This is a genomic window from Kineobactrum sediminis (assembly GCF_002868715.1).
GTDB lineage: Bacteria > Pseudomonadota > Gammaproteobacteria > Pseudomonadales > Halieaceae > Kineobactrum > Kineobactrum sediminis.
Map to the genome: position 1 here is coordinate 91,605 of NZ_PKLZ01000003.1, position 23,357 is coordinate 114,961.

The window sequence follows — 23,357 nt, forward strand, 5'->3', positions numbered from 1 at the left end:
GGGGAGTGAAACTGCCATGGGCAGCGGACAGGATAAAAGAATGATTGTAGGGCTGGACATCGGCACCTCCAAAGTTGTCGCCATTGTTGGTGAGCTGAGTGCGGAGGGGTCCATTGAGGTGATAGGCATTGGCTCCCACCCCTCCAAGGGTATGAAAAAGGGGGTGGTGATCAATATCGAATCCACCGTGCAGTCTATCCAGCGCGCGGTGGAAGAGGCGGAGCTGATGGCGGGGTGCCAGATCCATTCGGTGTATGTGGGTATAGCCGGCAGTCATATTCGCAGCCTCAATTCCCACGGCATTGTCGCGATTCGCGACCGCGAGGTATTTCCTGCCGATCTGGAGCGGGTGCTCGACGCCGCCCAGGCCGTGGCAATTCCGGCGGACCAGAAAATTCTCCACATCCTCCCCCAGGAGTACGTGATTGATAACCAGGAAGGCATCAAGGAACCGCTGGGCATGTCCGGGGTGCGCCTGGAGGCCAAGGTGCATCTGGTGACCTGCGCGGTAAACGCCTCCCAGAATATTGAAAAGTGTATCCGCCGCTGTGGCCTGGAAGTGGAGGAAATCATCCTTGAGCAGCTGGCTTCAAGTTATTCCGTGCTGACTGACGATGAGCGCGAACTGGGTGTGTGCCTGGTGGATATCGGCGGTGGCACAACCGATATCGCGATTTTCACCGACGGCTCCATTCGCCACACCGGGGTGATTCCCATCGCCGGCGACCAGGTTACCAACGATATCGCCATGGCGCTGCGCACACCCACCCAGTATGCGGAGGAGATCAAGATCAAGTATGCCTGCGCCCTGACCCAGCTCGCCGGCCCCGATGAAACCATCAAGGTGCCCAGTGTGGGTGACCGGCCGCCGCGGGACCTGTCGCGGCAGTCGCTGGCGGAGGTGGTGGAGCCTCGCTATGACGAGCTGTTCACCCTGGTACAGGCGGAACTGCGGCGCAGCGGTTACGAGGAGATGATCCCCGCCGGTGTCGTCCTTACCGGGGGCACCTCAAAGATGGAGGGTGTCGTGGAACTGGCCGAGGAAATATTTCATATGCCGGTGCGGGTAGGTTACCCGAACTCGGTAAAGGGGTTGAGCGATATCGTGCGCAACCCGATCTACGCCACGGGTGTCGGGCTGTTGCAGTACGGCGAGAAAAGCGCCGGTGAACGCAGCGCCAGGCGCCCGGGCGATAGTGACAGTGTGATAACGCGTTTCAGGAACTGGTTACAAAGTAACTTTTAATTTTTTAGGCGGCAACCGTCGCGCCCCGGCGCGACACCAAACGGCAACGGGAGATATATTATGTTTGAACTTATCGATAACGTACCACAGAGCGCAGTTATCAAAGTCATCGGTGTAGGCGGTGGCGGTGGTAATGCCGTAAAACACATGATCGAAAACGCCGTGGAGGGGGTGGATTTCATCTGCGCCAATACCGACGCCCAGGCGCTGTCCGATATCAGTTCAAAAACAGTCCTGCAGCTCGGCGGTGATATCACCAAGGGCCTGGGAGCCGGTGCCAACCCGGAAATCGGCCGCGCCGCGGCGCTGGAAGATCGCGAGCGTATTGCCGATGCGCTGCGCGGTGCCGACATGGTATTCATTACCGCCGGCATGGGCGGCGGTACCGGTACCGGAGGCGCGCCGGTGGTGGCTGAAGTCGCTCGCGAAATGGGTATCCTGACCGTCGCGGTTGTGACCCGCCCGTTTGCTTTTGAAGGTAAGAAACGACTCGCGATCGCCCAGGAAGGGGTGCGTGAACTGCAGCAACACGTCGACTCTTTGATCACCATTCCCAACGAAAAGTTGCTTGAAGTTCTCGGAAAAAGTACCAGTTTAATGGATGCCTTCAAGGAAGCGAATGATGTATTGTTGGGCGCAGTTCAGGGCATAGCGGACCTGATAATCCGGCCCGGCATGATCAACGTCGATTTCGCGGATGTGCGCACCGTTATGTCCGAGATGGGTATGGCGATGATGGGTACCGGTCGGGCCAAGGGTGAAAACCGTGCCCGGGTAGCGGCTGAACGCGCCATCAACAGCCCGCTGCTGGACGATATCGATTTACGCGGTGCGCGCGGCATTCTGGTGAACATTACCGCCGGCCTCGATTTGTCGCTGGGAGAATTCGCCGAAGTGGGCGACACCATTGAGGAATTTGCATCGGACGATGCAACGGTCGTGGTGGGAACGGTGATCGATCCCAACATGACCGACGAGCTCAAGGTGACCGTGGTCGCTACCGGGCTCGGTGGCGAAGTGGCCAGGGCGACGCTGCAGGTGGTGGATGCACCTGCCCGCACGGTGGACCCCGTGTCGGAGCCCAACTATAAGGACTTTGACCGGCCCCCGGCCATGCGCAGAGCGCGTCCGGCGGCAGGTGGCCAGGCAGCGGCTACGGCGGCTGAAGCTGGCGGCGAGGATTATTTTGATATCCCCGCGTTTTTGCGTCGCCAGGCAGACTAGCACGGCAGTATCGGCTTACGGTCGATGTGCCTTGCGCTTTGTAAGGCACAGAATATGGGTGGAAAGACTATGATTCGACAACGGACTCTGCGCAATGCCATCAAGGCAACCGGTGTGGGTTTGCACACGGGTGAGAAAGTGTACCTTACCCTGAGCCCCGCGCCGGTGAATGCCGGTATTGTATTCCGTCGCGTGGATCTCGACCCGGTGGTTGAGATTCACGCCCGGGCTGAAAATGTTGGTGATACGACCCTGTCTACCACCCTGGTTGGCCATGGCGAAAAAGTATCGACCGTGGAGCACCTGCTGGCTGCGATGGCGGGACTGGGCATCGATAACGCCTTTATTGATGTCAGTGCCTCGGAAGTGCCGATCATGGATGGCAGTGCCGGGCCGTTCGTATTCCTTATCCAGTCCGCTGGTATCGAGGAACAGAACGCCGCCAAGAAGTTTATCCGTATCAAGCGCCCGGTCACGGTGGAAGACGGAGACAAAACCGCGAGCTTTCTCCCCTTCGACGGTTTCAAGGTCTCGTTTTCCATCGATTTTGATCACCCGGTGTTCCGCGAGCGCTCGCCCTATGCCGAAATCGACTTTTCCAGCACCTCCTTCGTCAAGGAAGTGAGCCGAGCTCGTACCTTCGGGTTCATGCATGAAATTGAGTACCTGCGTTCCAGGGGCCTGGCCCGTGGTGGCAGTGTCGATAACGCCATCGTGGTGGATGAATACCGCATCCTCAACCAGGATGGCCTGCGTTACGACGACGAGTTCGTCAAGCACAAGATCCTCGACGCCATTGGCGACCTGTACCTGCTGGGACACAGTGTCATTGGCGAGTACCGTGCCCACAAGTCCGGCCACGCACTGAATAACGCGTCACTGCGGGCGCTCATGGCGCAGCCGGACGCCTGGGAAATGGTGACCTTCGACGACGAGGCCACCGCACCGATTTCCTACTCCCTGAACCCGGTTCCCGCCGCCGTCTGAGACGGCAACAGGGCCTTTCCGTGCGCGATAATGGCGCATTCGGGGGCCCTTGCAACCTGTGCCAAACACCAATCGGAAGTGGTAAAGCCGCCCCGAACGTGGCATAGTCCCGCTATTCTCCGTTGCAGTCGGTTGCAAATGAAGGTCATTCTGATACACCGAAAACACGGTGGCTCCCGCTCTATAGAGTTGGGTCGCTGGTCCCGCGCGCTGCTGTCGCTGTGTTGTCTCGGCCTGCCGCTGGGGATGATTGCGCTCGGCTTTGTTGCAGGCCAGGAGAGCCAGGCCCGCGATGTGCGCGACAATTCCCTGGATTCGCTGCAGGACGCGCTGGCTACCCAGTCCACTGAACTGGAAGGGCTGCGGCTGGATGCAGAGCGCAAACTGCAGGCCATGACCATGGGCCTGGCGGAACTGCAGGCCCGGCTTACACGCCTCGACGCCCTGGGCGAACACCTCACTGCAATGGCCAACCTGGAAGACGGCGAGTTTGATTTCACCCAGCCGCCCGGCATGGGTGGCCCCCTCGGCGGCGAGTTCAATGTCGAGTACCTGGCACCCGACCTCACCGGGGAACTGCAGATCTTCGCCCAACGCCTGGATCAACGCGAACAGCAGCTGGAAATCCTTGAGTCACTGCTCACCCACCGCAAGCTGGATGACCAGGTGTGGCTGTCCGGACGTCCGGTGGAGAAAGGCTGGCTGTCCTCACGCTACGGTCCCCGTACCGATCCCTTTTCGGGTCGCCCCGCGATCCATGACGGCATCGACTTTGCGGGCAAGGCCGGCTCCAATATCATCGCCGTGGCCGGTGGTGTAGTAACCTGGACGGGTACCCGGTCCGGTTATGGCAAAATGGTGGAAGTGTCCCACGGTGATGGCCTGGTAACCCGTTATGCCCATAACGAGCAGAACCTGGTAGACGCGGGCGACCTGGTACGCAAGGGCGAGGCAATCGCCCTGATGGGCTCCAGTGGCCGGTCCACCGGTGCCCATGTACACTTTGAAGTATTCAAGCACGGCCGTGCCGTGGACCCCTCCAGCTACGTGCACCGCACCCGACGCTGAACCCGTAGTCTATCCTCGAACATAGCCACGCCATCTGCGTTTTTCACAGATGGTGCCCAACCGTACAACACAGTGACAAATCATGATTACGACCGCGATGAAGAAAATTTTCGGCACCCGCAATGACCGGGAGCTGAAGCGTATTGGCAAGGTGGTCAAACAGATTAACGCGCTGACCGACGCCACCAGGGACCTGGACGATGCCGCACTGGCCGCCAAGAGCGCCGAGTTTCGGGAGCGCCTGCAGGCGGGCGAGACCCTGGACCAGATTCTGCCGGAAGCGTTTGCCGTAGCCCGGGAAGCCAGCGAACGGGTACTGGGCTTGCGCCACTTTGATGTCCAGCTGATCGGTGGCCTGGCCCTGCACGAGGGCAAGATCGCGGAGATGCGCACCGGCGAGGGCAAGACCCTGGTGGCCACACTGCCGGCGTATCTCAATTCCCTGTCGGGGAACAGCGTGCACCTGATCACGGTGAATGACTACCTGGCCAGTCGCGACGCCAGCTGGATGGGCCCGCTGTACCGCTTCCTGGGCGCATCAGTAGGTGTGGTCAGGTCCGGCCAGAGCCAGGAGGAGAAGCGCGAGGCGTACAGCGCCGACATCATCTACGGCACCAACAATGAGTTCGGCTTCGATTACCTGCGCGACAACATGGCCTTCAGTATTGAAGACCGTATGCAGCGCGACCTCAGCTTTGCGATTGTCGATGAGGTGGATTCCATCCTGATTGACGAAGCCCGCACGCCACTGGTCATTTCTGGCGCCTCCGAAGACAGCTCAGTGCTGTATAAAAGTATCAACAAGCTGATTCCGTCCCTGCGCCCCGATACCGAGGGCGAAAGCGGCCATTTCACGGTGGATGAAAAGCAGCGCCAGATAGAGCTGACCGAGGAGGGCCACGAGTTTGTCGAGGGCCTGCTGGTCGAGGAGGGCCTGTTGGAAGAGGGCGACAGCCTGTACGCCGCATCCAATCTCAACCTGCTGCACCACGTCTACTCGGCACTGCGCGCCCATGTGCTGTTCAACCGAGATGTGGAATACATCATCCAGGATAACCAGGTGGTGCTGATCGACGAGCACACCGGGCGCACCATGGCGGGCAGGCGCCTGTCCGAGGGTTTGCACCAGGCGATTGAGGCCAAGGAGGGGGTCAATATCCAGAGCGAGAGCCAGACCCTGGCCTCCACCACCTTCCAGAACTACTTCCGGATTTACGACAAGCTGGCCGGCATGACCGGTACCGCCGATACCGAGGCCTTCGAATTCCGCCAGATTTACGGGCTTGAAGTTCTGGCAATTCCCACCAACAAGCCGGCCCGGCGCAAGGACCTCAATGACCTGGTGTACCTGACCCGGGAAGAAAAGTTCGAGGCGATCCTGGAGGACGTCAAGTCCTGCATGAACAGCGGCGCGCCGGTGCTGGTGGGCACGGCGTCGGTGGAGACCTCGGAGGAAGTGTCCGAGCGGTTCCGCAAGGCGAACATTGAACACAAGGTACTGAACGCCAAGTACCACGCCCAGGAAGCGGATATTATCGCCCAGGCCGGACGGCCGGGCATGGTGACTATTGCCACCAACATGGCGGGCCGCGGTACCGATATCGTGCTCGGGGGTAACCTGGACGCCGAGCTGGCGGCGGCGGGCGATATCAGTGATGAGAAGCGCGCTGAGCTCACCGAGGCCTGGCGCGAGCGCCACGAGCAGGTCGTGGTGGCGGGTGGCCTGCACATTCTCGGCACCGAGCGTCACGAGTCCCGGCGTATTGATAACCAGTTGCGTGGCCGGGCCGGGCGCCAGGGTGACCCGGGCGTATCCCGTTTCTACCTGTCGCTGGAAGATAACCTGATGCGCATCTTTGCCTCGGAGCGGGTCAAGAGCTTCATGCAGGCACTGGGTATGGAAAAGGGTGAGGCCATTGAGCACCGCATGGTCACCAACGCCATTGAAAAAGCGCAGCGCAAGGTGGAGGGCCGTAACTTTGATATCCGCAAGCAGCTGCTGGAATACGACGACGTAGCCAACGACCAGCGCCAGATCGTGTACCAGAAGCGCAATGAGCTGCTCGGGGAAGCGGACATTCTCGACACCATCAATGCCATTCGCGAGGACGTGGTCAACGACGCGATCTCCAGCTACATCCCGCCCCAGAGCCTCCCGGAACAGTGGGACGTGCCCGGCCTGGAGCGCCAGCTGGAAGCCGAGTTCGCCATCACCCTGCCAGTACAGCAATGGCTGGATGAGGATGACAAACTGTACGAGGAGAGCCTGCGCGAGCGTATTGTCGAGGCGGTACAGGCGGCCTACGATGCCAAGTGTGAAGACGTTGGCCCACCCATGCGCAAGATTGAGAAGCAAATCATGCTGCAGGTGCTGGATAACCTGTGGAAAGACCACCTGGCGACCATGGATCACCTGCGCCAGGGCATCCATTTGCGCGCCTATGCCCAGAAAAACCCCAAGCAGGAATACAAGCGCGAGTCCTTCGCCCTGTTTGAGCAGTTACTGAATAACCTGAAGTACGAGGTGATCAAGTTTCTCAGCCACGTACAGATCCAGCGCCAGGACGAGGCCGCACTGATGGAGGCACGGCGCCGGGAAGCGGCGGAGCGGGAAAAACTGGCCTTCCAGCACGCTGCCGTCTCCGCCATGGCTGACGAGGCCCTGGCCGAAGCGATGCCGGCAACGCCCAGGCAGCCGCTGCCGGAGCCGCCCCAGACCTTCACCCGCGAGCAGCCCAAGGTGGGGCGCAATGAGCCCTGCCCCTGTGGCAGTGGCAAGAAATACAAGCATTGCCACGGCGAGTTGGCCTAGCGGCCTGCCATAACAACAGGAGATACACCACGATGGCAGTAGGTAACGGTGCACTGGCAGCCCTGCTGCCGGTGCCGGGGGTGCGGCTGGCGACCGTGTCCGCTGGTATTAAAAAGCCCGGGCGCAAGGACCTGGTGTTAATGGAGCTGGCTCCCGGCAGCCACTGTGTCGGTGTGTTCACCCGCAATGCCTTCTGCGCGGCACCGGTTATTGTGGCGCGCGAACATCTCGCGGACTGTTCCGGCCGGCCCGCCTACCTGCTGGTGAATACCGGCAATGCCAATGCCGGTACCGGCGCGCCGGGGTTGGCGGATGCGCGCCGCTGCAGCGCGGCTCTGGCGGAACTTACCGGTGTTGAGGCGGAGTCTGTGTTGCCCTTTTCCACCGGGGTGATCGGCGAGCCGTTGCCGGTGCAAAAGATTATCGAGGCGCTCCCCAATGCCCTCACCGACCTGCAGGCCGATGGCTGGCTGGCGGCGGCGAGCGGCATTATGACCACCGATACCCGCCCCAAGGCTCACTCGCTGAGTTTCCACTGTGAAGGGCGCGACTACGTCATTACCGGTATGGCCAAGGGCGCGGGGATGATTCGCCCCAACATGGCCACCATGCTTGCTTACCTGGCCACCGATGTCGCTGTGAGTACGCCGCTGTTGCAGGCCTTGCTGTCGGAGGCTGCCGAGCTGTCATTCAACCGTATTACCATTGATGGCGATACCTCCACCAATGACGCCTGTGTACTGGTTGCCACCGGTGCCGCGGGCAACGACCCGGTAACTGGTGCCGGGGGCGCACTGTATAACGCGCTGCGCGAAGCGCTGCAGGCGCTGTGTGTCGAGCTGGCCCAGGGCCTGGTGCGCGATGGCGAAGGTGCCAGCAAGTTTGTCACCGTGCAGGTGAATGGCGGGCGCAACGAGCAGGAGTGCCTGGATGTGGCCTTCACCATTGCCCACTCGCCACTGGTGAAAACCGCACTGTTTGCCTCCGACCCCAATTGGGGCCGCTTGTTGGCGGCGATCGGTCGCGCCGGCCTGCCGGAGCTGGATGTCAGGCTGGTAGGGGTGTACCTGAACGACGTGCTGATTGCCGAGCATGGCTGCCGCGCCGCCAGTTACAGGGAGGAGCAGGGGGTGGCGGCGATGGCGCCCGAAGAAATCGTTATCCGCATTGAACTGCAGCGCGGGGCGCAACAGGCCACCGTGTGGACGACGGATTTCTCCTATGATTATGTTCGCATCAATGCCGAGTACCGTACCTGAATGGCCGTCGTGCATGTGGCGGTGGCGGTGGTCATGGACGCCCGACAGCGTATCCTGATCAGCCGGCGGGCAGGTTCTGCCCACCAGGGCGGCTTGTGGGAATTCCCCGGCGGCAAGGTGGAACCCGGCGAACCGGTGCGGGATGCACTGGCACGGGAGCTGCGCGAGGAGCTGGGGATAGGGTTCGGCGTAGCTCAGCCGCTGTTGCTGGTACCCTTTGACTACGGTGACAAGGCCGTGTTGCTGGATGTGTATCAGGTAACCGGGCTTACGGGAGAGGCCCGTGGCCTGGAGGGACAGCCCCTGGCCTGGGTAACGGCAACCGAACTGTCACAGTATCCTTTCCCGGCCGCCAACGTACCCATTGTGGCAGCGCTCCAGGCGGAGCGGCGTGCGGTTTCCTGATCCGGGGTCTAGTGTTCCGCCAGTTCGGCGCGCTGCAGGAACTCCTTGTGCAGTTCCGCCACAATGTCATCCAGCTCGTCCAGGCTACCGCTGTTGTCCACGATGATATCGGCCAGCGCCAGGCGTTCTTCTCGGGCTAGCTGGGCGGCCATGATGCGCCGCACCTGGGCCTCGTCATTATTGTCCCGGGCCATGGCGCGCTGCAGCTGTACCTCTTCCGGTACATCCACCACCACCACCAGGTTGGCAAGCGTTCTCTGGCTGGAAGATTCCAGCAGCAGTGGCGAGCTGAGCAGCGTGTAGGGCGACTCCGAGGCCGCGATCTGTCTGCGGATCTCCTCGCCGATCAACGGATGGGTGAGTTGTTCCAGCCACTTGCGCTGCGCGGGATCGGCGAACACAATCCCGCGCAGGGCAGCGCGATCCAGGCTACCGTCGGCCTGTAGAATGTCGGCCCCGAAATGGGCGGCAACGGCCTCCAGCGCCGGGCTTCCGGGTTCAACCACCACCCGTGCCGCGAGGTCTGCATCAACCACGGTAATGCCGTACGCCGCAAAGCGGTCGGTGACCGCGGTCTTGCCACTGCCGATGCCTCCGGTAACCCCGACCACAAAGCTCACAGTTTTACCCCATTGGCACCCAGCCACAGGGCCATCAACTGATCGCCCCAGACCAGGCTGATCCAGCCCGCCATGGCCAGGTAGGGCCCGAAAGGGATGGGGATTTCACGCCCGCGGCGCTTGATCGCCATCAGCGCAATACCGACCACGGCGCCCACCAGTGACGACAGCAGGATGATCAGCGGCAGGGCCTGCCAGCCCAGCCAGGCACCCAGCGCCGCCAGCAGCTTGAAATCGCCATACCCCATGCCTTCCTTGCCGGTAAGCAACTTGAACAGCCAGTACACGGACCACAGGATCAGGTAGCCGGCAATGGCGCCCAGTACCGCATCGGCCAGGGGCACAAAACCGCCCACCAGGTTGAACAGCAGGCCCAGCCAGAGCAGCGGCAGGGTGATGTCATCCGGCAGCAGCTGGGTGTCAAGGTCAATCAGGCTCAGGGTGATGAGCGCCCAGGTGAATACGATGGCCGCCAGCAGCTGCAGGCTGGCGCCAAAGTGCAGGCCCAGCCACAAGGTCAGCAGCGCGGTGACCAGTTCCACCGTGGGGTAGCGCAGGGAAATGCCAGTGCCGCAATTGGCGCATCTGCCGCGCAGCAGCAGGTAGCTCAGCAGTGGAATGTTCTGCCAGGGCCGCACCGGCGCCTTGCATTGTGGGCAGTGGGAGTTGGGGCTGGACAGGCTCAATGCCTGGTCCACCGGGGGTTCCTGGGCCAACAGTTCGCAACAATCCTGGCGCCATTGGGCCTGCATCATCAATGGCAACCGATAGATGACCACATTGAGGAAACTGCCCACCACCAGCCCGAGTAGCAGTAAACAGCTGGCCAGCCACCAGGCATGCTCGGTAAATACCGCTAGCATATCAATCCTTCAGGCGCTGGTCGGGAGTTCGTGACAACACCACGCCTAGATAACCGAACCGAGCATGAAGATAGGCAGGTACATGGCCACCATCAGGCCGCCCACCAGCACCCCCAGCACCGACATGATGATAGGCTCCATCAGCGAACTGAGGCTGTCCACGGCATTGTCCACTGCCTCCTCATAATGCTGCGCAACCTTATCCAGCATGTCGTCCAGCGCACCGGACTCCTCACCGATCGACACCATCTGCAGCAACATGTTGGGGAACAGGCCGGTGGATTTGATGGACTGGTAGAGCGTGGAGCCGGTGGTAACGTCGTCGCGTATCTGGATGATGGCCTTGCGGTACACAGCATTGCCCGCCGCGCCGGCGGTGGAGTTGAGTGCCTCCACCAGCGGTACGCCGGCGGCAAAGGTGGTGGCCAGGGTGCGCGAGAAACGCGCCACCACCGCATCGTGCACAATGCCGCCAACCACGGGCACCCGCAGGGCGAGCTTGTCCAGGCCCTCGGCAAACACAACCGACCGGTGCTTGGCCTCCTTGAAGGCATAAAAGGTGGCGATCAGGCCCAGCAGGATCACGAACCACCAGGCCTGGACAAAGTTGGAAAGGCCCAGCACCATCAGGGTGAAGGCGGGCAGGTCCGAGCCGAAGCTGCGGAAGGTCTCGGCGAACTGGGGCACCACCTTCACCAGCAGAATCCCGGTAACCACCAAAGCGACAATGACCACCGCGGTGGGGTAGGTCATGGCCTTCTTGATCTTGGCCTTGAGCTGTTCGGTTTTTTCCTTGTAGGTGGCCACCCGGCTGAGCATGGTTTCCAGCGTACCCGAGCCTTCGCCCGAGGCCACCAGGCTGCAGAACAGGTCATCAAAGTGGCGGGGGAACTTGGCGAGCGATGGCGCCAGGCCGGAACCCGAGGCCACATCATTTTTAATGCTCGATACCATGTCGCGCATCTTGGGCTTGTCCAGGCCCTCGCCGACAATATCAAAGCTCTGTACCAGTGGCACCCCGGCCTTCATCATGGTCGCCAGTTGCCGGGTGAAAATGGCAATATCCACCGGCTTGATGGGTTTGCCGCCGCCCCCGAACAGGGGCTTGGCCTTTTTCTTGACACTGCGTGGCTTGATACCCTGGGTGCGCAACTGGGCCTTGGCCATGGCGCTGCTTTGTGCGGAGATTTCACCCTTGGAGACCCGGCCGTTACGGTCGGTGCCATTCCAGATAAAGGTATCCCGTTTTGCTACAGTTGTTGCCATAGTGGTATCCGTCTCGCGCTAGCGTAGCGCCGTGATTCTAGTCTGTGGTCACCCGGTTGATCTCTTCCAGGCTGGTGAGCCCGTTTGCCACCTTGACCAGTGCCGAGGCGCGCAGGTCATTGAATCCTTCCGCCCTGGCCTGTTTATGTATCTCATTCGAGTTGCCCTGTTCAAGGATAATCTGCGCAATACTCGGAGTAACGCGAACCACCTCGTAAATACCTACACGACCTTTGTAGCCATCCGTGCAGTGGTCACAGCCCACCGCTTTCATGATGGTTGCCGTGGCCAGCAGCTCTTCACTGAAGCCCTGCTTTAACAGCACATCCCGTGGAATATCGGTGGCCTCCACGCTGCACTCCTTGCACAGCCTGCGTGCCAGGCGCTGGGCGATAATCAGGTTCACCGAGGTGGCCAGGTTAAACGACGGCACGCCCATGTTGAGCATCCGGGTAACGGTTTCGGCCGCGCTGTTGGTGTGCAGGGTAGACAATACCAGGTGACCGGTCTGTGCGGCCTTGATGGCGATTTCGGCGGTTTCCAGGTCGCGGATCTCACCGACCATGATCACATCCGGATCCTGGCGCAGGAAGGAGCGTAGTGCCTCGGCAAAACCCAGCCCCACCTTCGGGTTCACGTGTACCTGGTTGACGCCTTCCATGTTGATCTCCACCGGGTCTTCCGCGGTGGAAATATTGCGCTCCGGCTGGTTCAGCAGGTTGATGCCGGTGTAAAGAGAGACTGTCTTACCGGAACCGGTGGGCCCGGTAACCAGGATCATGCCCTGGGGTTTGCTCAGTGCATCCAGGTACATGGCCTTCTGGTCCTCCTCGTACCCCAGTGCTTCAATGCCCATCTGGGCACTGCTGGGGTCGAGGATACGCAGTACCACCTTTTCGCCGAATAGCGTCGGCAGGGTGTTAACCCGGAAATCGATGGCCCGGTTGCGCGACAGCTTCATCTGGATCCGGCCGTCCTGGGGAACACGGCGCTCGGAGATGTCCATCTGTGACATGATCTTCAGGCGTGCCGCCATGCGGGCGGACAGGTTCTTGGGCGGCTTGACCATTTCCCGCAAAATACCATCGGTGCGGAAGCGCACCCGGTAGTTTTTCTCGTAGGGCTCAAAGTGGATGTCCGATGCGCCCTGCTTGATGGCGTCAATCAAAACCTTGTTGATGAAGCGAACAATGGGTGTCTCGTCAACGGCTTCATTGCCCTCTTCCTTGTCGCGCTCCTCACCGCCGCTGATATCGATGTTCTCGAAATCCTCGGAATCCAGGTCACCCAGGCCCTCGGATAAATTGTCCTGTGATTCAACCCACCCGGTAATGGCTTTGCTGAGTGCGCGTTCCTCAACCAGGATGGCATCGGTATTAATGCCGGTGTGAAACTTGATTTCGTCCAGGGCGGCAAGGTTGGTGGGGTCGGATACGCCGATAAACAGGCGATTGCCGCGGCGGAACAGGGGCAGGGCGTGGTGCTTGGAAATCAGGTTGACATCGACCAGGCCGACGGGCAGAGCGCTCATGTTAAACGCATTGATATCAAACAGCGGTACACCGAACTCGAGCGAGGCCACTTCCGCAATGCGCTGGCTGTTGAGGTTCAGTTTTTCAACCAGGTGCTTGACCAGCGGGATACGATCAAAAATCGCATCCCGTTGCGCTTCACGGGCCTGCTCAGCACTCAGGAGTCCCTCTACAACCAGTCTCCCGGCCAGGCCGCTGAGCTGGCCTATCGCCCTTTCATTCATCTCGTGTGCATTCCCGTGGTGGCATTATTGTCTGCACTCAGTCCCTATACCGCCTCAGTATACCCACCGGAACTTAAAGCTAATACCCTATATTGCCTGTAAAAGCATGATTTTAAGCAATATTTAAGGAATTTTTTGGGATCTGGGAGCGTGTTCGCAGTATCCGGTCGCCTCTTCACCGCCATTGCACACGTTTTGCGTGCTGACAAAACAGGTCACCGGTTTAATTGATATGACAAAATTCGTCACATCACGCCGTGTTATGCCCCATGCGGGTTATAGCCAGGTGAAGCAATGCGAATTGCGGGAGAAGTATGATTTCAATTAACCCATTGAATTTATTGGATAAAAATATAAATTATGAAATTTTTAGTTTATTGGCACGCATTATGCTTTTGGAAAAGGGCGAGATCGCTACAAATGGTGGCGGAAGTTAAAACAATCCCTCCGGGGGCAGGAGCAAAGACCATGAAAATGCAAAAAGTACAACAAGGTTTCACTCTGATCGAACTGATGATCGTTATCGCGATCGTCGGCATTCTGGCCGCCATCGCGCTGCCGGCTTATCAGGATTATACGGTGCGTGCGAAAATGTCCGAGCCGATGGCTTATCTGTCTGAGGCCAAGACTACCCTGAGTGAGTACTACGCGACGCAAGGAGTGTTTCCGACCGAAGCGCAGGCTGGTCTCAATACAAATCCGAATACCGAGATTGTAAGGTCCATCAAATATGATGAAGGCGACAATGGTATTGTTGCGGTCACGTTACAAGACAATGTGGTTCCGGGCGGAACAGGAGCAGGCATCGGTTTCAGTCTGTCCCCGGTAACAGTTACTGGCAGCAGAAGTGTGCAGTGGGTATGCGGAAGCACAACTAGCACGGGTACGGATGTTACCACTATGGTAGAAGCCAAATACCTGCCCTCAACCTGTCGCGGCTAAGCACAGCGAAAGGTTATACTCCTGAGCATTAGTCAGGGGTAGAGAAAGCCCGGCTCACGCCGGGCTTTTTTTTGCCCTTGATTACACCAGCACCCCGCAATGTGGACGCTAACTTCGGAATGAAAACGATAACAGGTCCCCTGGCCATCCTTTTTTTTGCAGTCTTTTGCCTGTATTGGCTGGCGAGTGGTGATTATTTCCTGTTCGATGACGGGCCTGCAATCACCGGGAATACCGCCATCGCCGAGCTGGATCCCGCCAGTGCCGCCGGTTGGCTGGATGCGGTGCGCAGCAGCAATTCCGGGCCTACCGGGCGCCCGGTGGCGATGTTCAGCCTGGCGCTAAACGCGGCTTTTACCCAGGCACTCTCCGCCATTCCGTTCAAGCTCGGCAATCTGCTGGTACACCTGGCCTGCGGCGGGCTGTTGTTTGGTTTTTTGCTGGAATTGCGCAGGGCGTCTTTCGATAACAGGAGCGGCGGGCACCTGCCGCTGGCGGTCGCCGGACTGGCGTGCGCACTCTGGCTGGTAGCGCCGTTGCATGTCTCCACCGTGCTGTACCCGGTGCAGCGCATGGCGCAACTGGCAACGCTGTTTGTCCTCCTGGGCCTGTATCTGTTTGCCCGCTGGCGCAACCACTGGGCAGAGCGGGGTGCCTCTGTTGCGGAGCTGGTTGCTGCAAGTCTATGGTTGGCCCTGGTGGTATTTATGGCCACGCTATCCAAGGAAAACGGTTTATTGCTGCTCTGGTTGTTGCCCCTGGTCGAAGTGGCCTTTTTCCGGGGCCGCTGGCGTGCTGTGCAGCGACCGTGGCTACAACGCCTGGGCTGGCTGGTCTTACTGTCGCCCCTGGTACTGGTGGCTGTAATATTCATGGTGATCCCGGATGCAGTCACGGGTGGTTACGGGTCCCGGGACTTTACCCTGTATGAGCGGTTGCTGACCCAGCTGCGCGTGCTCTGGCATTATGTTGGCTGGCTGCTGCTGCCTGTGCCTTCCCATCTGGGTTTTCTGCACGATGACATCGTGGTATCCAGTGGCTGGCTTGCACCCTGGACAACTGTCGTGGCGGCAATGGGGTGGCTGGCTGTGCTGGGTATTGCGCTCGCATCTTACCGGGCTCGCCCCTGGCTGTTTTTCGGGATACTGTTTTTCCTGATCGGCCACAGCCTGGAGTCCGGCTTCCTGGCGCTGGAGATGGTGTTTGAACACCGTAACTACCTGCCCTCGATCGGCCTGTATATCGTGGCCGGGGGCTTGTTGCTGGAGTTAAGTCGGCGCTTGCCGGCAATAAACCCGCGCCTGTTGCTGGTGGCCTGCTTTTTGCCGTTGCTGTTGTTACTGGCGCTGCGCACCCACACCTGGAGCGAAGAGTTCAGGATGGCTAACGTTAACGCACGGCATCACCCCCAATCGCCGCGGGGCCTGTATTTTCAGTCGCGAGCCCTTGAAAAACGCCACCAGCAAGGGGTTGCCGAAGGTGCAACAGATAATCCCGATGACCTGTTGCGAGCGCGCAGGGCGCTGCAGCAAATGGCCTCGCTTGAGCCCGGGTCAATCGTGCCTTTCGCCGCGTTGTATCTGCTGGACTATCAATATTTCCCCGCCAACCCCGAGCAAGCCCAATGGCTGGGCGCCATCCTGGCGCGGGCAGGCAAGCCGGTATTGTCGGCGTCGGAGAGTAACGGCTTGAATGCCGTGATCCGGCGACTGTTGGCTGACTGTGAGGGTGACATGAGAGTTGCCTCCTCCCTGATAAACAGTTTGCAGGCAAGCGGCAGAGACAGTGCTACCTGGGATATGGCAGCCTATGAACTGGCGCGCTGTAATGCAGGGCAAGACCGGAGACAACGCAATGAAGATAGCGCCTTTGCCGCTCTGGAGCGTAAATATCCCGACAACATCCAGGTTCTCTACCGGCGCCTTGCACGAGCAGTGGAGGCGGGTGATGTTGCCGGCATGTATGCCGCAGTCGGTCGCATACTCGCTGTGGATGAAGATCGCAGGCAGACCTCCCGCTTGCTGACGCTGGTAGCTGATTAATGCGCCGCGCCTTTTCCGATAACGCAAAAGAGCTGATGGTTACACCATGGGTGTGTCTGGCTCTATTCACCTGTCTTGTTTTTGCTGCGTGGATTTATTGGCCCGGTCAGTCCGGCGCCTACATTCTTGATGACCAGAGCAGTCTGCTACCCTTGGAGCGCCTCGCGGAAAGCCCGGAACTGTTCGAGGATTTTGTCTACGGAGATCGCTCCGGCCGGTTGGGTCGATCGGTTTCGATGCTGACATTTTCCCTGGAAAAAATCTTTACCGACGGCAGTGTCGCTACCCTGAAGCGCCACTCGATACTGCTTCACGTATTGATTGCTACCCTGGTTTTCTGGCTGGCCTATTTATTGTGCCAGGCCCTCGAATATCCGCGTCCCGCGTGGTTGGCGTTGCTGGCCATGGCGGTGTGGTTATTCGCGCCGCAACAGACCAGTACCGTTTTATACAGCGTTCAGCGCATGGCCATGCTGGCGACACTGTTCGTTTTACTGGCGCTGGTGTTTTACCTGAAGGCGCGCGCGGCACTGGGTGTCAGCCGGTCGGCATGGTTGTGGTTGGCGCTATCCGGGCTTTCGGCAGGACTGGCACCTTTTGCCAAGGAAAATGGCATTCTCGCAGTACCTTTGATTATCGTGATTGAAGCCACACTGCTACGCGGCAGGTTGGTTGATGGTCGCAGCTGGACAGCGCTTCGGCAGGGCGCGTGGTTACTGATGGGGGTCGGAGTTGTTTTTGTCTTTGCCTATTTTTTCCTTAATTTCGAGCAAATTAAGAATGGTTACGATAGGCGGAGTTTTACCCTCGGGGAGCGCTTGCTGACCCAACCGGTTATTCTGTGGGATTACGTCACCCAGTTTTATTGGCCAGACCTCTCCCGGTTGGGGGTTTTTCACGACGATTTCCCGGTGTCGTCATCGCTGACGGCTTCCTCGGACGCCGCCCTGGCATTGGCCGGCTGGCTCCTGTTGCTGGCGATTGCACTACTTTGTGCCTGGTACGGTGTTGCCTGGATTGTTCCCGGGCTCTTATTTTTCTTTCTGGGTGCACACAGCCTGGAGTCCGGTTTTTTTGCGCTTGAATTGTATTTTGAGCATCGTAATTATTTGCCGAGCGTGGCACTGGCATTGTTGCCTGCCTTCACGGCAGGCGAGATCGGCCGACGCTGGCCGGCACTCACAACACCGTTAATAGCTTGGGGGGGCATTGCGGTCTTGGCGCTTGCACTCAAGACCGTTTCCCAGGTGCAGATCTGGTCGAGCCCCACCTTGCTGGCATTGCATCATCTCAATGGCCATCCGGATTCGGTGCGGGCCAACACCGACATGGCGACGCGTCTGGCAGGCTTGGGGGACTACGACGCAGCGCTGGAGTTTTCCACAGCAGGATTCAACGCCAGCCAGACGCAAAAAGCGGCGCGCCTTGAACGGGCCGGCGATTTTCACCTGCGTAATATTGCACTTGCGTGCATGGCCGGAATCACAGCACCCAGGGAGCAATTGAATGCGCTGGGCCTGGAGCATCCCAACCGTCCCATCGGCGATACCAATACTCTGGAAGTGATCGTGAAGCTGCAACGTGAAAATCGATGCCCTAGATTTGGCTGGCACTTGCTGGCCGATCGTCTGGAAGTGATTTATTTATCCGATCCCGCACCGGGCAGGGCATCGGTGGGTGTTTATACGGCTCTTTCCGTATTCATGAACGCACTTGAGCGCATGCAGTCAGCCAGTCACTATGCGGCTCTTGCCCTGGCGCAACAACCCGATAACGCGATGCTGAACCTCATGCAGCTGCATTTCACCACCGCTTTGGGTAAAGTAGGCGAGGCAAGCTCCCTGAAACAAAAATTACAGGCGCTGCAGGCAGCGGGTAAGCTGACCGTTGCCGACCAACAAACACTCGCGCTTTACCTGGAGTAAGCCCAGTTGGATTTTTCCATTGTTATTCCCGCCAAGAACGAAGAGCAGGGCCTGGTCCTGTTTTTGCCGCGGTTGCGGGCCCTGCACCCTGATGCGCAGATTATTGTGGTGGATGACGGCTCTACCGACGGCACCGTGCAAGTGTGTCGTGAGGCGGGTGTGGAAGTGCTGTCGCAGCCTTATTCCAAGGGCAATGGCGCCGCCATCAAGGCGGGTGCCCGGGCGGCAAACGGGGAATACATTGTGTTCATGGACGGTGACGGCCAGCACGATCCGGAGGATGTCGCTCGCCTGCTGTCCCGGGTTAAGCAAGGGTATGACCTGGTGGTGGGTGCCCGCAGCGGCCGCGCGGCCCAGGCCAGTATTGCGCGGTGGAGTGCCAACGCCTTTTACAACGCGCTGGCGAGCTGGATGGTGAACCAGCGCATCGATGACCTCACCTCGGGTTTCCGGGCGGTGCACCGGCGCAAGTTCCTCAGTTTTTTATACCTTCTGCCCAATGGCTTCAGCTATCCCACCACCTCTACCATGGCCTTTTTCAGGGCGGGTTACTCGGTGGGGTTTGTGCCCATCGAGGTGGCGCAGCGGCTCGGCAAGAGCCATATCAATGTGGTGCGGGACGGGGTGCGGTTTTTCCTGATCATCTTCAAGATAGGTACCCTGTACGCGCCACTCAAGGTCTACTTCCCCATGTCGTTGTTCATGGGTGGCCTGGGTGTGGTCAATTACCTGGGTGCGGCATTCGCCACCGGTTCGCTACGATTTACCAACATGAGTACGGTGCTGGTGCTGGCCGGGATGATTGTGTTCCTGATCGGGCTCCTTTCGGAGCAGCTCACCAATCTGCAGTACAAGGACATCAATCACGAGCCTGACAGCGGCGACTGAGGCTCAGGGGATGTGCAGCGCCAGGGTTTCCTTGACCTGCTCCATGACCACATAGCTGGTTGATTCCTGAACCCCGGGCAGGGTCAGCAGGGTCTCGCCGAGGAAGGCGCGGTAGGCGTTCATGTCCGCCACCCGGGCCTTGATCAGGTAGTCGAAATTGCCGGACACCAGGTAGCATTCCTGCACTTCCGGCAGCTCAAAGGCGCTTTTCTTGAACTCCTCAAAAATATCCTGGGACGTGCGGTTCAGTCGGATCTGTACGAACACCACCAGGCCTGCCCCGAGCATGTCCGGGTTGAGCATGGCCTGGTAGCCCCGAATAACCCCTTCGCGCTCCAGGCGCTTGATGCGTTCCTTGCAGGGCGTGGTGCTCAGGCCTACCTGGCGCGCGAGTTCCGCGTAGCTCATGCGCGCATCCTGCTGCAGCAAACGCAGCAGGCGGCGGTCCGTGCGGTTAAGGGCTGGCGTGTTGATTTCCATGGTGTGTCACCATCACTCTGGTTATATCCGTTTGTCTTGACTGTATATTACGGTTCTAGGTCAGTCAGATCGACCTTTTTAATCGCCTGAATAAGTGGTAATAACTGCTTGTACCGATTAAATAGAGAGAAAAAGTCATTTTTTTAGCTCTAGCATGGCGGATTATTGAACCTACCTCACTAAGGAGCGGTGTGATGATAATCGGCGTACCCAAAGAGATCAAAAACAATGAGTTTCGTATCGGCCTCACCCCCGGCGGGGTGCGCGAACTGGTGCACGACGGCCACCAGGTTCTGGTTCAACAAGACGGCGGCGCGGCGATAGGTTTTGATGATGCCCAGTATCTGGAGGCCGGCGCCGAAATCGTGGCGGATGCCGAGGCGATTTTTGCCCGCGCGGAAATGATTATCAAGGTCAAGGAGCCCCAGCCTGACGAGTGCCGCCTGTTGCGCCCCGGCCAGATTCTGTTCACTTACCTGCACCTGGCACCGGATCCTGAGCAGGCGCGCCTGTTGCTGGCGTCCGGGGCTACCTGCATTGCCTACGAAACCGTGACTTCCGCCGACCACGGCCTGCCGTTGCTGGCGCCGATGAGTGAAGTGGCGGGGCGCATGGCAATTCAGGCCGGCGCCCACAACCTGGAGAAAACCCAGGGGGGCAACGGCGTACTATTGGGCGGCGTGCCCGGGGTAGAGCCGGCCAAGGTGCTGGTGATTGGCGGCGGGGTAGTCGGCATCAATGCCGCGCGGATGGCCATGGGTATGGGTGCGGACGTGACCCTGCTGGACCGCTCGCTGGATCGCCTGAAAGCGCTGGACATGATATTCGGCGGCCGCCTGAAAACCGTCTATTCCACCAAGGAGGCCGTGGAGCGCTTTGCCCTGGAGGCGGACCTGGTAGTGGGTGCAGTACTGATTCCCGGCGCCGCGGCGCCAAAACTGATTACCCGCGAGCTGGTGAGCCGGATGAAGCCGGGCTCGGTGATGGTGGACGTGGCGATTGACCAGGGCGGCTGCTTTGAAACCAGCAGGGCCACCACGCACCAGGACCCGACCTATGTGGTGGACGGCGTTGTGCACTACTGTGTGGCCAACATGCCCGGCGGTGTGGCACGGACCTCAACCATGGCCCTGACCAATGCCACCCTGAGCTATGCCGCAAGGCTTGCCCGGCTGGGTGTGCGCGAGGCGCTGGCGGCCGATGTGCACCTGCGTAACGGCCTGAATGTGCACGCGGGTGTAGTGACCCATGCCGCCGTGGCCGAGGCGCTGGGTTACGAGTACGTGGAACCGATGGTTGCCCTGGCGGGCTAAGCGCGCCGCAGCTAGCCGCGCGCCTTCGCCTGCCGGCGGCGCGCATGCAGTACCGGCTCGGTGTACCCGTTGGGCTGCTCGCGGCCCAGCAGCACCAGGTCCCGGGCCGCCTGGAAGGCAATGCTGTTGGTAAAATCGGGCGCCATCCGCCGGTAGTCGGGGTCACCGGCGTTCTGTTTGTCCACGACCACCGCCATACGCTCCAGTGTTTCCTGTATCTGCTCTTCACTGCACACACCGTGGCGCAGCCAGTTGGCCATGTGCTGGCTGGATATGCGCAGGGTGGCACGGTCTTCCATCAGGCCGACGTCGTGTATATCCGGCACTTTGGAGCAGCCCACGCCGTGGTCTATCCAGCGCACCACGTAACCCAGGATGCCCTGGGCGTTATTGTCCAGTTCGCGCTGTATGTCCTCGCTGCTGAGCCCTTCTGCCCCTTTCAGGGGGATGGTGAGGATGTCGTCCAGCAATGCCCTGGACCGTGATTTCAGCTCCTGCTGGCGGCTTGCCACATTGGTCTCGTGGTAGTGGGTGGCGTGCAGGGTGGCGGCGGTGGGCGAGGGGACCCAGGCGGTGCTGGCCCCGGCGCGCGGGTGGCCACCCTTGGTGGCAAGCATGTCCGCCATCAGGTCGGGCATGGCCCACATACCCTTGCCGATCTGGGCGCGGCCCAGCAGGCCGCAGGCCAGGCCGATATCCACGTTCCAGTCCTCGTAGGCGTTGATCCAGGGCTCCTGTTTCATGGCGCCTTTGGGGGTCATGGCGCCCGCTTCCATGCTGGTGTGAATCTCGTCGCCGGTGCGGTCCAGGAAGCCGGTGTTGATGAACACGATGCGCTCTTTCGCGCGCTCGATGCAGGCCTTGAGGTTGACCGTGGTGCGGCGCTCCTCGTCCATGATGCCCAGCTTCAGGGTGTTGCGGTCCAGCCCCAGCACATCCTCAATGCGGTTGAACAAATCACAGGTGAAGGTGACCTCATCGGGGCCGTGCATTTTCGGCTTGACGATATAGACGTTGCCGCGACGGGAATTGCGCAGCGGGCCGGGGCCGCGGAGGTCGTGCAGGGCAATCATCGCGGTGAACAGGCCGTCCATGATGCCCTCGGGAATTTCATTGCCGTGACTGTCCAGGATGGCATCGTTGGTCATCAGGTGGCCGACGTTGCGGGTGAACATCAGGCTGCGCCCGGGCAGTACCAGCTCTTCGCCATCGACTCCGGTGAACACGCGGTCCGGGTTCAGGCGCCGGGTAATGGTATCACTGCCCTTCTGTACGGACTCCTGCAGGTCGCCGCGCATCAGGCCCAGCCAATTGCGATACACCACCACCTTGTCCTGGGCATCCACTGCGGCGATGGAGTCTTCACAGTCCTGGATGGTGGTCAGCGCCGCCTCCAGCACAAGGTCTTTTACACCCGCCAGGTCGGTGCTGCCGATGGGGCTTGTCCGGTCTATCTGGATGTCAATGTGCAGGCCGTTGTGGTGCAGGAGGATGTTGTGCGGCGCATTGGGCTCGCCGGCGTAACCGCGAAACTGGGCGGGTTCCAGCAGTGAGCTGATCTGGCCTTCCTGCAGTACCACCTGCAGTGTGCCATTAACCACGGTGTAGGCGGTGGCCTGGGTGTGATCACCGGTAGACAGCGGGCAATAGCGATTGAGGAAGTCCCGGGCCCAGGCGATCACCTTGTCACCGCGCACCGGGTTGTAGGCCCCGCCGCGTTCGGCCCCATCGTCCTCGGGAATCACATCGGTACCGTAAAGGGCATCATACAGGCTGCCCCAGCGCGCGTTGGCGGCATTCAGGGCGTAGCGGGCGTTCATTACCGGGACTACCAGCTGGGGGCCGGCGAGGGCAGCAATTTCCTCATCCACATTGCTGGTAGTGATGCTGAAATCTTCCGGTTCCGGTAACAGGTAGCCAAGGTCCTGGAGAAACGCCTTGTAAGCCGCGCGATCGTAATCCGGCCCCGGATTCGCCCGGTGCCAGGCATCAATCTGTGCCTGGATATCATCGCGTTGCAGTAACAGCGCATGGTTGCGCGGCGCAAAGTCATTGACGATCTCTTCCAGCCCCTGCCAGAACGCCTCGGCTGTGACCCCGGTACCGGGGGCAATATCCTGTTCCAGCAACTGGTGCAATTCCATGGCAACGCGCAGGCCGCCCTGTTCAATTCGCTCGGTCATATAGTGTCATCCTCTCCTGACTGGCAAGCATAGCAGGGCCTGCGCTCATTGCATGGAGGGCAGTCTACGGGCTGGACT

Annotated in this window: 18 protein-coding genes; 12 read left to right on the top strand and 6 right to left on the bottom strand. The window is 59.9% G+C overall.

Translation table 11 applies throughout. From position 1 onward, the window contains the following. Window positions 1-16: 16 nt before the first annotated feature. From ftsA to mutT, 7 genes are all read left to right on the top strand, one after another. A complete protein-coding gene (gene ftsA / locus CWI75_RS05765) occupies window positions 17-1,246 on the top strand; it encodes a cell division protein FtsA (RefSeq protein WP_101520541.1) in 1,230 nt (409 codons plus the stop codon). A 60-nt stretch (window positions 1,247-1,306) separates the two neighbouring features. Beyond that, window positions 1,307-2,470 (top strand): cell division protein FtsZ, encoded by a 1,164-nt coding sequence (gene ftsZ, locus CWI75_RS05770; RefSeq protein ID WP_101520542.1) that lies wholly within the window; start codon window positions 1,307-1,309, stop codon window positions 2,468-2,470. A gap of 69 nt (window positions 2,471-2,539) precedes the next feature. After that, on the top strand, window positions 2,540-3,457 hold the full coding sequence (gene lpxC / locus CWI75_RS05775) for a UDP-3-O-acyl-N-acetylglucosamine deacetylase (protein WP_101520543.1): 918 nt from the start codon (window positions 2,540-2,542) through the stop codon (window positions 3,455-3,457). Window positions 3,458-3,595: 138 nt separating this feature from the next. Then, window positions 3,596-4,525, top strand: coding sequence for a M23 family metallopeptidase (locus tag CWI75_RS05780; protein ID WP_101520544.1), 930 nt, complete (start codon window positions 3,596-3,598; stop codon window positions 4,523-4,525). A gap of 82 nt (window positions 4,526-4,607) precedes the next feature. Further along, the gene (gene secA / locus CWI75_RS05785) at window positions 4,608-7,337 is read left to right on the top strand and encodes a preprotein translocase subunit SecA (protein WP_101520545.1); all 2,730 of its coding nucleotides are present in this window, start codon (window positions 4,608-4,610) and stop codon (window positions 7,335-7,337) included. A gap of 32 nt (window positions 7,338-7,369) precedes the next feature. Beyond that, entirely contained in the window at window positions 7,370-8,596 is a 1,227-nt protein-coding gene (gene argJ / locus CWI75_RS05790) for a bifunctional glutamate N-acetyltransferase/amino-acid acetyltransferase ArgJ (protein WP_101520546.1), read from the top strand. Continuing rightward, entirely contained in the window at window positions 8,597-9,001 is a 405-nt protein-coding gene (gene mutT, locus CWI75_RS05795; RefSeq protein WP_101520547.1) for an 8-oxo-dGTP diphosphatase MutT, read from the top strand. It abuts the gene before it with no gap. Window positions 9,002-9,009: 8 nt separating this feature from the next. On the opposite strand, the gene coaE is transcribed toward mutT, so the two are convergent. Genes coaE through pilB form a run of 4 tightly spaced genes read right to left on the bottom strand, consistent with a single transcriptional unit; the run spans window position 9,010 to window position 13,506 of the window. Then, complete coding sequence (gene coaE / locus CWI75_RS05800; protein WP_101520548.1) at window positions 9,010-9,621, bottom strand: dephospho-CoA kinase; 612 nt, start codon at window positions 9,619-9,621, stop codon at window positions 9,010-9,012. Further along, window positions 9,618-10,484: a prepilin peptidase gene (locus tag CWI75_RS05805; RefSeq protein ID WP_101520549.1), complete on the bottom strand. Its 867-nt coding sequence runs from the start codon at window positions 10,482-10,484 to the stop codon at window positions 9,618-9,620. Before CWI75_RS05805 ends, coaE begins: the two co-directional genes overlap by 4 nt. Window positions 10,485-10,529: 45 nt before the next feature. After that, complete coding sequence (locus CWI75_RS05810) at window positions 10,530-11,750, bottom strand: type II secretion system F family protein (protein WP_101520550.1); 1,221 nt, start codon at window positions 11,748-11,750, stop codon at window positions 10,530-10,532. Between the two features lie 37 nt (window positions 11,751-11,787). Next, window positions 11,788-13,506: a type IV-A pilus assembly ATPase PilB gene (pilB, locus tag CWI75_RS05815; protein WP_101520551.1), complete on the bottom strand. Its 1,719-nt coding sequence runs from the start codon at window positions 13,504-13,506 to the stop codon at window positions 11,788-11,790. Between the two features lie 468 nt (window positions 13,507-13,974). Between pilB and CWI75_RS05820 the strand changes: the two genes are divergently transcribed. From CWI75_RS05820 to CWI75_RS05835, 4 genes are all read left to right on the top strand, one after another. Continuing rightward, window positions 13,975-14,448 (top strand): pilin, encoded by a 474-nt coding sequence (locus CWI75_RS05820; protein WP_277621760.1) that lies wholly within the window; start codon window positions 13,975-13,977, stop codon window positions 14,446-14,448. Between the two features lie 119 nt (window positions 14,449-14,567). Beyond that, entirely contained in the window at window positions 14,568-16,490 is a 1,923-nt protein-coding gene (locus CWI75_RS05825; protein WP_101520552.1) for a hypothetical protein, read from the top strand. A gap of 35 nt (window positions 16,491-16,525) precedes the next feature. Next, window positions 16,526-18,415, top strand: coding sequence for an ArnT family glycosyltransferase (locus CWI75_RS05830; protein WP_146003553.1), 1,890 nt, complete (start codon window positions 16,526-16,528; stop codon window positions 18,413-18,415). A 6-nt stretch (window positions 18,416-18,421) separates the two neighbouring features. After that, window positions 18,422-19,303: a glycosyltransferase family 2 protein gene (locus tag CWI75_RS05835; RefSeq protein ID WP_101520554.1), complete on the top strand. Its 882-nt coding sequence runs from the start codon at window positions 18,422-18,424 to the stop codon at window positions 19,301-19,303. A gap of 3 nt (window positions 19,304-19,306) precedes the next feature. Here the strand turns inward: CWI75_RS05835 and CWI75_RS05840 are convergent, their stop codons facing one another. Next, window positions 19,307-19,783 (bottom strand): Lrp/AsnC ligand binding domain-containing protein, encoded by a 477-nt coding sequence (locus tag CWI75_RS05840; protein ID WP_101520555.1) that lies wholly within the window; start codon window positions 19,781-19,783, stop codon window positions 19,307-19,309. A 194-nt stretch (window positions 19,784-19,977) separates the two neighbouring features. Between CWI75_RS05840 and ald the strand changes: the two genes are divergently transcribed. Beyond that, on the top strand, window positions 19,978-21,096 hold the full coding sequence (gene ald / locus CWI75_RS05845; protein ID WP_101520556.1) for an alanine dehydrogenase: 1,119 nt from the start codon (window positions 19,978-19,980) through the stop codon (window positions 21,094-21,096). 11 nt (window positions 21,097-21,107) lie between these two features. On the opposite strand, the gene CWI75_RS05850 is transcribed toward ald, so the two are convergent. Continuing rightward, complete coding sequence (locus CWI75_RS05850; RefSeq protein ID WP_101520557.1) at window positions 21,108-23,279, bottom strand: malate synthase G; 2,172 nt, start codon at window positions 23,277-23,279, stop codon at window positions 21,108-21,110. Window positions 23,280-23,357 lie beyond the last annotated feature (78 nt).

Bases quoted from the DNA above. Each gene is read 5' to 3' on its own strand.
- ftsA (WP_101520541.1), top strand. From the start codon at position 17: ATGGGCAGCGGACAGGATAAAAGAATGATTGTAGGGCTGGACATCGGC.
- ftsZ (WP_101520542.1), top strand. From the start codon at position 1,307: ATGTTTGAACTTATCGATAACGTACCACAGAGCGCAGTTATCAAAGTC.
- lpxC (WP_101520543.1), top strand. From the start codon at position 2,540: ATGATTCGACAACGGACTCTGCGCAATGCCATCAAGGCAACCGGTGTG.
- CWI75_RS05780 (WP_101520544.1), top strand. From the start codon at position 3,596: ATGAAGGTCATTCTGATACACCGAAAACACGGTGGCTCCCGCTCTATA.
- secA (WP_101520545.1), top strand. From the start codon at position 4,608: ATGATTACGACCGCGATGAAGAAAATTTTCGGCACCCGCAATGACCGG.
- argJ (WP_101520546.1), top strand. From the start codon at position 7,370: ATGGCAGTAGGTAACGGTGCACTGGCAGCCCTGCTGCCGGTGCCGGGG.
- mutT (WP_101520547.1), top strand. From the start codon at position 8,597: ATGGCCGTCGTGCATGTGGCGGTGGCGGTGGTCATGGACGCCCGACAG.
- CWI75_RS05805 (WP_101520549.1), bottom strand. From the start codon at position 10,484: ATGCTAGCGGTATTTACCGAGCATGCCTGGTGGCTGGCCAGCTGTTTA.
- CWI75_RS05810 (WP_101520550.1), bottom strand. From the start codon at position 11,750: ATGGCAACAACTGTAGCAAAACGGGATACCTTTATCTGGAATGGCACC.
- pilB (WP_101520551.1), bottom strand. From the start codon at position 13,506: ATGAATGAAAGGGCGATAGGCCAGCTCAGCGGCCTGGCCGGGAGACTG.
- CWI75_RS05820 (WP_277621760.1), top strand. From the start codon at position 13,975: ATGAAAATGCAAAAAGTACAACAAGGTTTCACTCTGATCGAACTGATG.
- CWI75_RS05825 (WP_101520552.1), top strand. From the start codon at position 14,568: ATGAAAACGATAACAGGTCCCCTGGCCATCCTTTTTTTTGCAGTCTTT.
- CWI75_RS05830 (WP_146003553.1), top strand. From the start codon at position 16,526: ATGGTTACACCATGGGTGTGTCTGGCTCTATTCACCTGTCTTGTTTTT.
- CWI75_RS05840 (WP_101520555.1), bottom strand. From the start codon at position 19,783: ATGGAAATCAACACGCCAGCCCTTAACCGCACGGACCGCCGCCTGCTG.
- ald (WP_101520556.1), top strand. From the start codon at position 19,978: ATGATAATCGGCGTACCCAAAGAGATCAAAAACAATGAGTTTCGTATC.
- CWI75_RS05850 (WP_101520557.1), bottom strand. From the start codon at position 23,279: ATGACCGAGCGAATTGAACAGGGCGGCCTGCGCGTTGCCATGGAATTG.